The following is a 14,221-nucleotide window of genomic DNA, read 5'->3' on the forward strand; positions in this document are numbered from 1 at the left end:
TGGGCGGATTCAATCGGTGGTCGCAACACCGGCTTGATGAAGTGAGTGTAGGTGTTCGGCGAAGGCTTCCGCGGGAGTGCGCCAGCCGAGGGTTTTCCGCGGCCTGGTGTTGAGGGTATGGGCGATCGCTGCCACGTCCTCGGCCGACCATCTTGAGAGGTCGGTCCCTTTTGGAAAGTATTGGCGTAACAGGCCATTGGTGTTCTCATTGGTACCGCGCTGCCACGGACTCTTCGGATCAGCGAAGAACACCTTGACTCCGGAGGCGACCGAGAACTGGGCGTGCGCCGACAGTTCCTTGCCCCGGTCCCAGGTCAACGACCGACGCAGTTGCGCGGGCAACGTGGTGATCGTCTGTTCCAGAGCGTTGGCCATCGTGATGGCGCCATAGCCGGCCAACGCCGGCCCGTTCTTGGTCCGCGGAATTATCCCGTAACCAACTTCACGTGGCAGATGGACCAGCATGGTGAACCGGCTGCTGCGCTCGACCAGCGTGCCGATTGCACTGCGCTGCAAGCCAATCAGGAGATCACCCTCCCAATGTCCGGGAACAGCGCGATCATCGACCTCGGGTGGGCGTTGGCTGATCAACGTCTCAGGGGTGACATGGGCCCACGCCTTGGACCGCGTTCGTGCCCGCGGTACCCGCAGTGCCCGGCCTCGGCGCAGGCAGCTGACCAGATCCCGCTTCAGCGCACCGCGAGATTCGACGTACAGCGCTTGATAGATGGCCTCGTGGCTGATCCGCATAGTCACATCATCGGGGAAGTCCAGCGGGAGCCGTCGAGCGATCTGTTCTGGACTCCATGCCTGCACCCAGGCCCGATCACCCCGGTGCGGCTTGTTGCGTCCCTTCCACGGGGCGGCGGCGGGACCGACGATGACCTGGCCATCAGCGCCGCGAACGACGCCGGACAGTTTGTCCTGGACGTACTGACGCAGCCGGTCGTTGCTAACGAGCTTGGCGGTCTTGGGGCGGCGGGCGCGCCGCTCGGCGTGCCACTGCGCAGTGGAGGCCTTATAGTCGAGTCGATAGGTGCGGGTCGAGGCATTGCGGCGCAACTCCCGTGAGATGGTCGACGGTGCACGCTTGAGCCGCCGGGCGATCTCACGCACCCCGGCGCCCTGGGCGCGCCACAACGCGATGTTCTCACGTTCATCCGAGGACAGGTAACGTCCCGAAACTGTTTCTGGCAAGCATGGATTCACTCCACCAGCGTGACGGAACCAGCGGAACCCAACCGGCGACGACACGCCCGCTTCGGCAGCGGCGTCCTCAGTCATAGCCCCCGCAGCGATCGCCGCCCAGAACCTCACCCGATCCTGACGCCACGCCACCGACGGCCGACCCGGAGACGGAATCTGTCCCCGATACAACCGAACCGCCCGCTGCCGATCCAACACACCCATTCCACACCTCCATAATCGAGGTGTTGCGACGATCAGTTGAATCCGCCTTGCGAGCCCGCGTCGCTGTGGTGGATAAGTGAATCCAAAGATGCTGCACCCGAACGCTTTCTGGTGTCGATCGCATCGGTCACCAGCTTCTGGGTCATCTCGGTAGCCACCTTCCAACCCACGATCTTGCGGGCATAGACATCGGTGACGAACGCCGTGTAGGCCCAGCCGGCACGAGTCCGGCAGTAGGTGAAATCGGCCACCCACAATCGGTCAGGCGCACCGGCGACGAAATTACGCCGGACCCGATCCGGGGCTCGCGTCGCTGCCGGATCGGCGACGGTGGTGCGCACCCGCCGGCGCTTGCACGCACCCCGCCAACCCATCTCCCGCATGACCCGTTCCACGACACAGCGCGATACGTCGATACCATTGGTGCGCAATACAATCCATGTCTTACGAGCGCCCAGGACTCGGTACAGACTCTGCGATTGGCGAAGCTGCCAGATCGCATCGATCACCTGCGCATCGGCCCAGTCGGCTTTCGAGGGGCCCTGACGGGCGCGGTGGGCGTAATACGTCGACGGGGCGATCGTGACGCCGTACTCGGAAAGCACAGCGCACATCGACTCGACACCCCACTTGAGACCATCAACGCCCACCCGCATGTGCTGGTGGGCGCTGATGAACTCCACGACTACTGAGAGGGCCGGTCGAGCTCGGCGGCGAAGAAAACCGAGGCCGCCTTCAAGATCGCGTTGGCCCGCTTGAGTTCGGCATTCTCCCGGCGCAGCTTGCGCAGGACCTCGGATTCCTCGCTGGTCTGCCCCGCCCGAGAGCCGGCGTCGATCTCAGCCTGGCGGACCCATTTGCGCACCGTTTCGGCAGTACCGACGCCCAGCAGGTCAGCAACCCGGCCCATCGCCTCCCACTCCGAAACTGTCTCGCTGCGCAGATCGGCCACCATCTGCACCGCCCGCACCTTCAGCTCGTCTGGATACCGCCTCGATGACTTCGATCCCACGTGCCCATCCTTCCCAACGGAAGAACTCTCCAGACACGCCGGGGCGGATCAACCATAACCAAGTAGTCGGATTAATACGGCGAGCGCAGTCTGAGACGTCTGATGTAATCCCAGCTTCGTGTCATATATGCCAAAACACATGACATTTCGCTGGGATTATGACATCGAAATTGGGATTCTACAAGCAGACGAAACTCCCCGTTTCGCGACGCTCCGAATATTCTCTTGCATCTATATAGACAATGACGCATACTCGAGACGTGGACGTCTTCGAGGCGATAGCAGAACCGAGCAGGCGCGCACTACTCGATGCCCTGGTCGACGGTGAACGCACGGCAGGCGAGCTGGTCGCGACGCTGCCCGAGCTGACGCAGCCGACGGTGTCGCGGCACCTCAAGGTGCTGCGCGAGGTCGGCCTGGTCGAGGTGCGGCCCGACGCGCAGCGGCGCATCTACGCGTTGCGCGCTGACGGGCTGATGCAGATCGACCGGTGGATCGAGCGGTATCGGCGTCATTGGATCGACCACCTCGACACCCTCGAGCGCCACCTCGAATCCACCCACAAGGAGGCGAAATGACCGACCGCGAAGGAAAACTGACGATCGAGGGCGATCTGGCCGTGCTCCGATTCGAACGCCGTCTCCCCTACCCCGTCGAGGCGGTGTGGGCCGCCATCACCGACCCGCAACAGCGCGGGCAGTGGCTGGGTGAGACCACGATCGACGCGCGCGAGGGCGGACGCATCGAGATGATCCCCGACGGACCGGGAGTGCCGACCGAACACAAGAAGATGACGGGCCGGATCCGTGTCTGGGATCCTCCGCGGGTTTTCGAGCACGAGTGGCATCAGCCGATCCTGGCCGAAACCGGTTCGGTGCGTTACGAACTCACGCCTGACGGCGAGGGCACGGTGCTTCGCTTCACCCACCGTGGCCTGACCCCGCGCGACGGGCAGGGCTTCCTGCCCGGCACCCACGCCTTCTTCGACCGGATGGAGGCGTACCTGGCCGGCGAGCCGTTGCCGGACTGGGCCACCAGATACCAAGAAGTCGCACGATCCAAGAACGGAGGAACCAACCATGCCTGACACGCACAACGGAGCCGACATCGCGGCACCGAACGTCGCCGTGGTCTACCACTCGGGGTTCGGGCACACCGCAACCCTGGCCGACGCGGTCGCCGAGGGCGCCCGCGAAGCCGGTGCGGCGGTGGACCTGATCGCCGTCGCCTCGATGTCGGACGATGACTGGGACCGGCTCGACAGCGCCGACGCGATGATCTTCGGCAGCCCCACCTATATGGGCAACGTCGCAGCGGCATTCCAGAGTTTCGCCGAGCAGACCGGCCGCCGCTGTGTCGAGGGCACTTGGCAGGACAAGGTCGCGGCCGGCTTCACCAACTCCGGGGGCAAGGGCGGCGACAAGCTCAACACCCTGATCTCACTCGCGGTCTTCGCCGCACAACACCACATGCATTGGGTCAGCCTGGGTTTGGGGCCGGGTTGGAACCACTCCATGGCCAGCGAGAACGACCTGAACCGGCTGGGCTTCTTCCTGGGTGCGGGCGCGGCCACCGACGTGGACCTCGACGCCGCATCGGTGCACCCCGCTGACGTCCAGACGTGCAGGCACCTGGGGCGGCGGGTCGCGCTGGTGACGCGTCAGCTCAACATCGGCCGCACGCTCACACCAGCGGCTTCAGCTCCTGCAGCATCGTAGGCACCAACTCGCTGACGGTGGGATGGATGTGCATGGTGCGCGATATCGCGGTATAGGGTTCCTTGGCCGCCATGATGTCGAGGATCGCGTGAACCACCTCGTCGCCACCCACCCCGAGGATGGCCGCGCCGAGGATCTCCTGTGTCTCGGCGTCGACGACGACCTTCATGAAGCCCTGCGTCTCCCCCTTCTCCACGGCACGCCCCACGCGCGTCATGGGACGCTTGCCCACCAACGCCTTTCGGCCTGACGCCCGTACCTGGGCCTCGGTCAACCCCGCACGCCCCAGCGGCGGGTCGATGTAGAGCGCGTAGGTGGGCACCCGGTCGCTGACCCGACGCGGATCATCGTCGAGCAGGTTGGCGGCGACGATCTCGAAATCGTTGTAGGACGTGTGGGTGAAAGCCCCCTTGCCGTTGCAGTCCCCCATCGCCCAGATGTGCTCGACGTTGGTGCGCAACTGATCGTCGACGACGATGAAGCCGCGCTCGTCGACCTCGACTCCGGCCTTCTGCAGATCGAGATCGTCGGTGTTGGGCTGCCGCCCGACCGCGAGCAGCAGGTGCGTGCCGGCGATCGGTTGGGCGTCGTCGCGTGGAACGACGTCGAAACCGTTGTCACGCTTGGTGAACCGGATGCCGGTCGCGTCGAGCACCACGGTGATGCCTTCGGCCTCCAGGATGTCCCTGATCGCCGCGGACACGTCCTCGTCCTCACGCGCGGTCAGGCGCGGGCCCTTCTCGACCACGGTGACGGCCGCACCGAAGCGTCGGTACATCTGCGCGAACTCCAGCGCGATGTAGCTGCCGCCGATGATCACGAGATGTTCTGGCACCGAGTCGAGTTCGAGGATGCCGGTGTTGGTCATGTAGTCGATGCCGTCGAGGCCCGGGAACTCGGGCACCACGGCGCGGCCACCGACGTTGAGGAAGATCCGCTCTGCGGTGAGCCGTTCACCGTCGACGTCGACGGTGTGGGGGTCGACGAATCGGGCGTGGCCGCGGATCAGGGTGGCCCCGTCCATGCCTTCGATCCACGACTCGACGCCGTGCCGGTCGCCGAGCATGATCTTGTCCTTGCGGGCCTTGACCCTGGCCATGTCGACCGTGACATCGCCTGTGCCGACGCCGTATTCGCTTCCGCGACGCGCGAGGTGGGCGGCATGCGCGCTGGCGACCAAGGTCTTGGTGGGGATGCACCCGGTGTTGACGCAGGTGCCGCCGACGTATTTGCGTTCGATGACCGCGACGGTCTGGCCGGCGTCGGTCAACCGTCCGGCCAGCGGTGGTCCGGCCTGGCCCGCGCCGATGACGATCGCGTCGAAGGTACGTGCCATGTCACACCACCGCCGTGAGCGCCGCGATACCGAAACCGCCGAGGACGGCAACGGCGTCCTCCGACAACGCGATCGGAAGGTCACGCCCACCGGTCGCGGCGACGAGCCGTCGTCGGGCCTCGGCGCCGCCCAGAGTGCCGAGCACCGCGCCGATCATCCCGGCGCCCAAGCCGCCGAACTTGTAGCCCCATGCGGTTCCGATGACGGCCCCGGCGAACGCGCCGGTGACCAATCGCGTCCCGAACTGGATCGCGGTCTTGCGACTCGGGGTCTTCGGCAGCTTGTCGGTGACCAACTCACCCACGGCCAGGATCGTCAGAACCGTCACGGTGATCGGATGGGCCAGCCACTCAACCCAGGTGTTGTCCAGGTTGATCCACTGCAGCGCCGCGGCCCACGCCACCGCCGCCGGGGCAGTCATCGCCCGCAGGCCGGCCACCACGCCGATGAGAAGGGCCAACAACAGAACCAGAAAGTGCGTCATGGCAGCCTCCGCGGTGGGTTGTCACCCGGACGCTAACACGCGTGGCAGCCTCGCACCCGCCGATCAGAATCGGCAGAACCGGATATCGGAGGCCAGAATCGCTTTCGCACCGATGGCCGCGATCTCGTCCATGATCGCGTTGACGTCGCGTCGCGGCACCAACGCGCGCACCGCGACCCAGTCCGGATCGGCCAGTGGCGCGATCGTCGGCGATTCCAGACCCGGGGTCACCGCGGTGGCCCGATCCAAAACCGCACGCGGGCAGTCGTAGTCCAGCATGAGGTACTGCTGACCGAACACCACACCCTGTACGCGTGCTGTGAGCTGGTCGCGCGCCGCTGCGTTCTCGTCGCCGTCGGCACCGTCCCGTTCGATGAGGACGGCCTCGGACTCGCACAGCGGATCGCCGAACGCCACCAAATTATGCAGACCCAGCGTGCGACCGGAGCCGACCACGTCGGCGATGACGTCGGCGACGCCGAGCTGGATCGAGATCTCGACGGCGCCGTCGAGGCGGATCACCGTCGCGTCGATGCCGTGCGCCGCGAGATCCTTGCGCACCAGGTTGGGGAACGACGTCGCGATGCGCTTGCCCGCGAGGTCGGCGGTGGTCCACTCGCGCCCGGCGGGCGCGGCATAACGGAACGTCGAGTTGCCGAAGCCCAGCGAGAGGCGCTCGCGCACCGGGGCATCCGAATCGGCCGCCAGATCACGCCCCGTGATGCCGAGGTCGAGCTGACCGGAACCCACGTAGATCGCGATGTCCTTGGGCCGCAGGAAGAAGAACTCGACGTTGTTGCCCGGGTCGACAACCGTGAGATCCTTGGGGTCACGCCGGCGCCGGTAACCGGCCTCGGCGAGGATCTCGGCGGCCGATTCACTCAGCGCACCCTTGTTGGGGACCGCCACGCGCAACATCTGGTCGGTCACGGTCACAGCTTCCGGTAGACGTCGTCGAGGGTCAGGCCGCGCGACACCATGAGCACCTGCGTCCAGTACAGCAACTGGCTGATCTCCTCGGCCAGCGCCTCGTCGCCCTCATGCTCGGCCGCCAGCCACACCTCACCGGCCTCTTCGAGGATCTTCTTGCCGATCCCATGTACGCCGGCGTCGAGCGCGGCGACCGTGCCGCTACCGGCAGGACGGGTCCGCGCTTTGTCGCTGAGCTCGGCGAACAAGGCATCGAAAGTCTTCACGAGCATGAATTGTTTCATGTCGGGCCAGGCTCACCGCCCGGGGTGCGCCGATGGGCGGCTGATGCCGTCAGTGCCCCAGCGCTTCGGCGTGCATGTCCTCCAGATTCTTACCCCTGGTCTCCTCCACCCACTTGCTCACGAAGAGGAACGACAGCACCGCACACAGCGCATAGAAGCCGTAGGCCAGGCCCAGGTGGTTGCGCAGCTCGGGGAAGCTGACGGTGATCAACCAGTTCGCGGCCCACTGCCCGGCCGCCGCCAGGCCCAGCGCGGCCGCACGGAAGCGGTTGGGGAACATCTCCCCCAGCAGCACCCAGACCACCGGCCCCCACGACATACCGAAAGCGACCACGAACAGGTTCGCCGCGATGAGTGCGATCAAGCCGGACGCGCCGGGCAGATCGGGCGTGCCGTCGGGTTTGACCGTGGCGTTGGCGAAGATGACCGCCATGGTGGCCAGCGTGACCGCCATCCCCGCCGAACCGATCAGCAGGAGCGGTTTGCGGCCGATCTTGTCGATCAGCGCGATCGCGATCAACGTCGTCAGCACGTTGACCACCGACGTGATCACGGTGTAGATCGCGGACTGGTCGGCGCTGAAACCGACGGCCTGCCACAGCACATTCGAGTAGTAGAAGATCACGTTGATACCGACGAACTGCTGGAAGATCGACAGGCCCAGACCGACCCACACGATCCCGTAGATCCCGCCGGTGGGCTTCTTCAGATCGCGCCACGACGGTTTGTCCTCGCGCTCAAGGGTGTCGCGGATACGCGTGATGGTGATCTCCAGGTTCTTCTGCCCGAGCAGCATGCTCAGCACCCGGCGCGCTTCTGGGATCTTGTGTGTGGCAACGAGATAACGCGGCGACTCGGGAATCGTGAACGCGAGCGCCCCGTACACGACGGCCGGCACGGCCATCGCGAGGAACATCCAGCGCCACGCGTCGAGTCCCATCGCCAGCACCTCGTTGGGACCGCCCGCCGCCCACTGCAACAGCCAGTTGACCGCGAAGGACGCGAAGATGCCCAACACGATGGCGAGTTGCTGGAGCGATCCGAGACGTCCCCGGATTCCCGGCGGCGACGTCTCTGCGATGTAGGCGGGCGCGATCACCGACGCCACACCCACACCGACACCGCCGATGATGCGGAACACCACCAAGCTGATGGTCTCGGGTGAGAAACCCGATCCGAAGGCGCTGATGAGAAACAACACCGCGGCGATCTTCATCACCGCGATGCGCCCGATGCGGTCGGCGATACGGCCGGCCGACAGTGCGCCTGCGGCAGCACCCAGCAGCGCCGACGCCACCGCGAGTCCCAGGGCGTAGTTGCCGATGCCGAAGTCCTCTTGGATGGAGTCCACGGCACCGTTGATCACGGCGCTGTCGTAGCCGAACAGGAGACCGCCGAGGGCCGCGACCGCCGCGATCCGGACCGCGGTGCGACCGGAGGAGGCCGCCTGATCGTCGTCACCGAAGATCGACGGAGTGTCGTCGCTTACCGGACCGTGTGACATGATGCGCCCTCTCGGCAGGAGAGTGATACCGATCACATTCACAATGGCACACCGCGGTCACCCGCATGGCCGTATCCGGTGGGCTGTTTCAGGCGCTCAGGCGCTCTGGACCCAGCTCGGCATGGATTGCGCGCAGATCGTCGACCCCGAGCAGGCTCAGCGACTCCACCTGCTTGCGGCGCGGGCCGTGCGGCACCGCCACGTCGTTGGGGATCACCAGCACCGGGCAGCCCGCGGCCTCGGCCGCCGTCGTACCGGTCACGGAGTCCTCGACCGCCAGGCAGCGCGCGACGGGCACGCCGAGCAGTTCGGCGGCACGCAGATACGGATCCGGCGCGGGCTTGCCGCTGGGCACCTCGTCGCCGCATACGCTCACCGAAAAGTAATGGCGCCCAATGCTGTTCAGCGCACGCTCGGCGAGATCGCGTCGGGTGTTGGTCACCAGCGCCATCGGGACCTCGGCAGCGACCAGCGCATCGAGCATCTCCTGCGCACCCGGTCGCCACGGCAAGCCCTGTTCGAACAACTCACCGGTGTAGGCATGCAGCCAGTCCGCAGATTCCGCCATCGCCGCGGGATCGGGTTCGAGCCCGATGTCCTCGTAGACGATGCGCATCACCGTTTCCGATGAACCACCGACCGTCGATTCCCGCACCTCCGGCGTGAGCACCGCGCCCATCCGCGCATACAGCGCGTGCATCGAGATGTCCCACAGCTTTTCGGAGTCGACCAGGGTGCCGTCCATGTCCCACAACACCGCCAGCATGTTCTCGATTGTGTCAGGCCCCGACGCTTTAGTCACATCAGCGACAGCGCAGGACACCTGTCTTACCTTGGAAATCATGACGATTCTTGTGACCGGCGCCACCGGGAACATCGGCCGACGCATCGTGGATCGACTGGTCGAGTTGGGAGCCAACGACATCCGTGCATTGACAAAGAATCCGGCGAAAGCGAATCTGCCCGCTGGTGTGAGCGTTTTCACGGGCTATCTCGGCGCCGTCGCATCGCTGGACGGCGTGTTCGACGGTGTGGACCGCATGTACCTGGCACCCCTGACACAGACTCTCGACGCGACGCTCGAACTCATCCGGCGGGCCGGCGTCGGCTACGTCGTCGCGCTGTCGGGCGGTGCGCACTGGGCCGAGCACGCCGGCAAGGTGCGCGCCTCGGGTGTGGCCCACACACAACTGGGACCGGGCGAGTTCCTCGACAACTTCACGATCTGGGCCGACCAGATCAAACAGACGGGGACCGTCCGCGAGCCCTACCCCGACGTCGTCGAGGCCCCGATCAGCATGGACGACATCGCCCGCGTCGCCGCGGCGCTGCTCGTCGAGCCCGCACACCGGGGACAGATGCTCGAACTCACCGGCCCCGAGGCGCTGAGCCGCGCCGAGATCGCCGCGCAGATCGGCGTCGGCATCGGACGCACCGTCACGTTCGAGACGTGCACGCACGACGAGGCGGTCGCCCTGCTGACGCCCGTCATGGGCGACGCCGCGACTTGGTACTACGACCTGGTGCGCTCCCGCGTCGAACCGCAACGTGCCAACCGGATCGTCGACGAGATCACCGGAACACCGGCGGAGGCGGTCCCGCAGTGGGCGGCCCGCAACGCCGGATTGTTCGGGTAGCGCTCAGTCCTCCGGGTTGTAGCCCAGATTCGGTGCGAGCCAGCGCTCGGCTTCCTGCAGCGTCCAACCCTTGCGCCGCGCATAGTCGGCGACCTGATCCTGCGCGAGCCTGCCGACGACGAAGTACTGCGACTGCGGGTGCGAGAAATACCAGCCGCTGACCGCGGCACCAGGCCACATCGCCATCGACTCGGTCAACTCGATGCCGGTGCGCTCGGTCACGTCGAGCAGCTTGAACAACGTGGCCTTCTCGGTGTGCTCGGGGCACGCCGGATAACCGGGGGCCGGGCGGATCCCGCGGTAGCGCTCGGCGATGAGCGCCTCGTTGTCCAACTCCTCGTCGGGCTGGTACGCCCAGAGTTCGGTGCGTACCCGCTGGTGCATGCGCTCGGCGAATGCCTCGGCCAACCGGTCGGCGAGCGACTCCAGCAGGATCGCGCTGTAGTCGTCGTGGTCGGCCTTGAACTCCGCGATCTTCTCGGCGCTGCCCAGGCCCGCGGTGACGGCAAACGCACCGATGTAGTCCGCAAGACCCGTCTCCTTGGGGGCGATGAAGTCGCCGAGGGACCGGTTCGGGATGCCGTCGCGATGCTCGCCCTGCTGACGCAGGTTGCGCAGCGTGGTCAGCACCTCGGTGCGGGTGTCATCGGTGTACACCTCGATGTCGTCACCGACGGCGTTGGCCGGGAAGAAGCCGATCACCCCGTTGGCTGTCAGCCACTTCTCCTTGATCAGGGTGTCGAGCATCTCCTGGGCTTCCTCGTACAACTTGCGCGCGGCCTCGCCGGACGCCGGGTTGTTGAGGATGTCCGGGAACTTGCCCTTCATCTCCCACGCGTTGAAGAACGGCTGCCAGTCGATGTACTGGCGCAGTTCGGACAGGTCGTAGTTCTCGAACTCGCGGATGCCGAGGCCCTGGGCCGGCACCGGCGGCGTGTAGCCGTCCCAGTCGATGGGCGTGCGGTTGGCGCGCGCCTTCTCCAGCGTGACCATGGGCCGCTCGTTCTTCTGGGCGTGCCGTTCACGCAGCGACGCGTAGTCCTTCTCGGTCGCCTCGAGCAGCGCCGGGCGCTGCTTGTCGTCGAGCAGCGCGGCCGCGACCGGCACCGAACGGGACGCGTCCTTGACCCACACCACCGGACCGCTGCGCCGCGGCGCGACCTTGACGGCCGTGTGCGCGCGTGAGGTGGTCGCCCCGCCGATCAGCAGCGGGATGTCCATGCCCTCGCGTTCCATCTCGGCCGCGAAGTTGACCATCTCGTCCAGCGACGGTGTGATCAGACCGCTCAAACCGATGATGTCGGCGTTGTGTTCCTTGGCCGCGTCCAGGATCTTCTGGGCGGGCACCATCACGCCGAGGTCGATGACGGTGTAGTTGTTGCACTGCAGCACCACACCGACGATGTTCTTGCCGATGTCGTGAACGTCGCCCTTGACCGTCGCCATGATGATCGTGCCGTTGGACCTCTCGGCGTCGCCTGGCTTCTTCTCGGCCTCGATGTACGGAAGCAGGTACGCCACGGCCTTCTTCATCACGCGCGCGGACTTCACGACCTGCGGCAGGAACATCTTGCCCGAACCGAACAGGTCGCCGACGACGTTCATGCCGTCCATCAGCGGGCCTTCGATGACCTCGATGGGCCGTCCGCCTGCGGCGGCGATCTCGGCGCGCAGTTCCTCGGTGTCGTCGTCGACATGCGCGTCGATGCCCTTCACCAAGGCGTGCGTGATGCGTTCGCGCACAGGAAGACTGCGCCACTCGGCAGCAGCCGGGTCTTCGCCTTTGTCCTTGCTGTTGAAGCGCTCGGCGATCTCCAGCAACCGCTCGGCGGCGTCCTCGCGGCGGTTGAGCACGACGTCCTCGATGCGCTCACGCAGTTCGGGGTCGATCGAGTCGTACGGCACCAGCGCGCCGGCGTTGACGATGCCCATGTCCAGGCCCGCCTTGATGGCGTGGTACAGGAACACCGCGTGGATGGCCTCGCGCACCGGGTTGTTGCCGCGGAACGAGAACGACACGTTGGAGATGCCGCCGGAGATGTGCACTCCGGGCAGGTTCTCCTTGATCCAGCGGCAGGCCTCGATGAAATCGATGCCGTAGGTCGCGTGCTCCTCGATACCGGTCGCGAGTGCGAAGCAGTTCGGGTCGAAGATGATGTCCTCGGCCGGGAAGCCGACCTCCTCGGTGAGGATCCGGTAGGCACGCCCGCAGATCTGCTTGCGACGCTCCAGGTTGTCGGCCTGCCCCTGCTCGTCGAACGCCATCACCACGACCGCCGCGCCGTACTTGCGGCACAGCCGGGCCTCGCGGACGAACTTCTCCTCGCCCTCCTTCAGGGAGATCGAGTTGACGATCGGCTTGCCCTGCACGTTCTTCAGACCGGCCTCGATGACCTCCCACTTGGAGGAGTCGATCATCACCGGCACGCGGCTGATGTCGGGCTCGGACGCGATCAGCTTGGTGAAGCGGTCCATCGCGGCGACGCCGTCGATCATGCCCTCGTCCATGTTGATGTCGATGACCTGCGCACCGACCTCGACCTGCTGCAGGGCCACCGACAGCGCGGTGTCGTAGTCCTCGGCCTTGATCAGGTTGCGGAACCGGGCCGATCCGGTGATGTTGGTGCGCTCACCGATGTTGACGAACAGCGAATCCTCGTCGATGTTGAGCGGCTCAAGGCCCGACAGGCGCGTGGCCACCGGGATCTCGGGGACCTGGCGCGGCGGTTTGCCCTCCACGACCTTGGCGATCTCGGCGATGTGCGCAGGCGTGGTGCCGCAGCAGCCGCCGACGAGGTTGACGAACCCGGCCTCGGCGAACTCCTCGACGTAGGAGGCCTGGCGCTTCGGCGACTCGTCGTACTCGCCGAAGGCGTTGGGCAGGCCCGCGTTGGGGTAGCAGGACACGAAGGTGTCGGCGATGCGCGACATCTCGGCGATGTAGGGCCGCATCTCGGGTGCGCCGAGGGCGCAGTTGAGACCGACGGCCAGCGGCTGGGCGTGCCGGATCGAGTTCCAGAACGCCTCGGTGACCTGGCCGGACAGCGTGCGCCCGGACGCGTCGGTGATGGTGCCCGAGATGATCACGGGCCAGCGGCGCCCGCGCTCTTCGAACAGGGTCTCGATGGCGAAGATCGCGGCTTTGGCGTTGAGGGTGTCGAAGATGGTCTCGACGATGATCAGGTCGGCGCCGCCGTCGACCAGGCCGCGCGCGGCCTCCAGATAGGCCTCGGCCAGCTGGTCGTAGCTGACGTTGCGGGCGCCCGGATCGTTGACGTCCGGCGAGATGGACGCGGTGCGCGTGGTGGGTCCCAGCGCGCCTGCGACGTAGCGCGGCTTGTCCGGGGTGCTGTATTCGTCGCAGGCCGCCCGCGCCAGGGCCGCACCGGCGTAGTTGAGCTCGTAGGCCAGCTCCTGCATGCCGTAGTCGGACAGCGAGACCGCGTTCGCGTTGAACGTGTTGGTCTCCAGCAGGTCCGCGCCCGCGTCGAGGTATTCGCGGTGGATGGCCTCGATGATGTGCGGCTGCGTCAGGTTGAGCAGGTCGTTGTTGCCCACGAGGTCGCTGGGCCAGTCCTTGAAGCGTTCGCCGCGGTAACCCGCTTCATCGGGGCGGTCGCGCTGGATCGCGGTGCCCATCGCGCCGTCGATGACCAGGATCCGCTGCCGGAGCGCAGCCGTCAGCGCGTCAGTGCAATCGGGGCGGATGTTCGGTGCCAACGTCTCCGACCGAACGGCGTTCATGTGCACTCCTTCCGTAGCGGAAGGCGTCCTTGACTTCGTCGAGCGTGGCGGACTCCGGCGAGGACCGGGATCCGTTGCAACGCCTCTCGACGGGGAAAGTCTACGTCGTCATCCGATCGACGTCTGGACGCCCAACCCGTAGCTGTGATCCACCCCGCCCCC

At 66.2% G+C, this 14,221-nt stretch carries 12 protein-coding genes and 1 pseudogene; 4 read left to right on the forward strand and 9 right to left on the reverse strand.

Annotated features, from left to right (window positions below; all coding sequences use genetic code 11):
- Positions 1-9: 9 nt before the first annotated feature.
- Entirely contained in the window at positions 10-1,410 is a 1,401-nt protein-coding gene (locus AT701_RS20390; protein WP_011728521.1) for an IS30-like element ISMsm8 family transposase, read from the reverse strand.
- A gap of 47 nt (positions 1,411-1,457) precedes the next feature.
- Positions 1,458-2,365: pseudogene (locus tag AT701_RS20395) on the reverse strand (IS3 family transposase); the annotation flags it as partial.
- Positions 2,366-2,682: 317 nt separating this feature from the next.
- Here AT701_RS20395 and AT701_RS20405 point away from each other — a divergent pair.
- The 3 genes from AT701_RS20405 to AT701_RS20415 are packed head-to-tail and all read left to right on the forward strand — an operon-like array spanning position 2,683 to position 4,140.
- A complete protein-coding gene (locus tag AT701_RS20405; RefSeq protein WP_058126489.1) occupies positions 2,683-3,000 on the forward strand; it encodes an ArsR/SmtB family transcription factor in 318 nt (105 codons plus the stop codon).
- On the forward strand, positions 2,997-3,509 hold the full coding sequence (locus tag AT701_RS20410) for an SRPBCC family protein (RefSeq protein ID WP_011729619.1): 513 nt from the start codon (positions 2,997-2,999) through the stop codon (positions 3,507-3,509). Before AT701_RS20405 ends, AT701_RS20410 begins: the two co-directional genes overlap by 4 nt.
- On the forward strand, positions 3,502-4,140 hold the full coding sequence (locus tag AT701_RS20415; RefSeq protein WP_174519603.1) for a flavodoxin family protein: 639 nt from the start codon (positions 3,502-3,504) through the stop codon (positions 4,138-4,140). Before AT701_RS20410 ends, AT701_RS20415 begins: the two co-directional genes overlap by 8 nt.
- Here AT701_RS20415 and AT701_RS20420 read toward each other — a convergent pair.
- The 6 genes from AT701_RS20420 to AT701_RS20445 form a co-directional block, all read right to left on the reverse strand.
- Entirely contained in the window at positions 4,106-5,476 is a 1,371-nt protein-coding gene (locus AT701_RS20420) for an FAD-containing oxidoreductase (RefSeq protein WP_058126490.1), read from the reverse strand. The genes AT701_RS20415 and AT701_RS20420 overlap by 35 nt on opposite strands.
- Before the next feature lies 1 nt (position 5,477).
- Complete coding sequence (locus tag AT701_RS20425) at positions 5,478-5,960, reverse strand: DUF4126 family protein (RefSeq protein WP_003895565.1); 483 nt, start codon at positions 5,958-5,960, stop codon at positions 5,478-5,480.
- Positions 5,961-6,023: 63 nt separating this feature from the next.
- Positions 6,024-6,878 (reverse strand): ATP phosphoribosyltransferase, encoded by an 855-nt coding sequence (gene hisG, locus AT701_RS20430; protein WP_014877960.1) that lies wholly within the window; start codon positions 6,876-6,878, stop codon positions 6,024-6,026.
- Positions 6,879-6,892: 14 nt separating this feature from the next.
- Positions 6,893-7,174 carry a phosphoribosyl-ATP diphosphatase gene (locus tag AT701_RS20435; RefSeq protein ID WP_003895567.1) on the reverse strand — a complete coding sequence of 94 codons (282 nt, stop codon included), beginning with the start codon at positions 7,172-7,174 and terminating at the stop codon, positions 6,893-6,895.
- 49 nt (positions 7,175-7,223) lie between these two features.
- A complete protein-coding gene (locus AT701_RS20440; RefSeq protein ID WP_003895568.1) occupies positions 7,224-8,678 on the reverse strand; it encodes a sugar porter family MFS transporter in 1,455 nt (484 codons plus the stop codon).
- 88 nt (positions 8,679-8,766) lie between these two features.
- Positions 8,767-9,444, reverse strand: coding sequence for an HAD family hydrolase (locus AT701_RS20445; protein WP_011729623.1), 678 nt, complete (start codon positions 9,442-9,444; stop codon positions 8,767-8,769).
- A gap of 76 nt (positions 9,445-9,520) precedes the next feature.
- Between AT701_RS20445 and AT701_RS20450 the strand changes: the two genes are divergently transcribed.
- On the forward strand, positions 9,521-10,315 hold the full coding sequence (locus tag AT701_RS20450) for an NmrA family NAD(P)-binding protein (RefSeq protein ID WP_058126491.1): 795 nt from the start codon (positions 9,521-9,523) through the stop codon (positions 10,313-10,315).
- A gap of 3 nt (positions 10,316-10,318) precedes the next feature.
- Here the strand turns inward: AT701_RS20450 and metH are convergent, their stop codons facing one another.
- The gene (metH, locus tag AT701_RS20455) at positions 10,319-14,059 is read right to left on the reverse strand and encodes a methionine synthase (RefSeq protein ID WP_058127683.1); all 3,741 of its coding nucleotides are present in this window, start codon (positions 14,057-14,059) and stop codon (positions 10,319-10,321) included.
- Between the last annotated feature and the right edge of the window lie 162 nt (positions 14,060-14,221).

The sequence above is a fragment of the Mycolicibacterium smegmatis genome, from assembly GCF_001457595.1.
GTDB classification, from domain to species: Bacteria; Actinomycetota; Actinomycetes; order Mycobacteriales; family Mycobacteriaceae; genus Mycobacterium; species Mycobacterium smegmatis.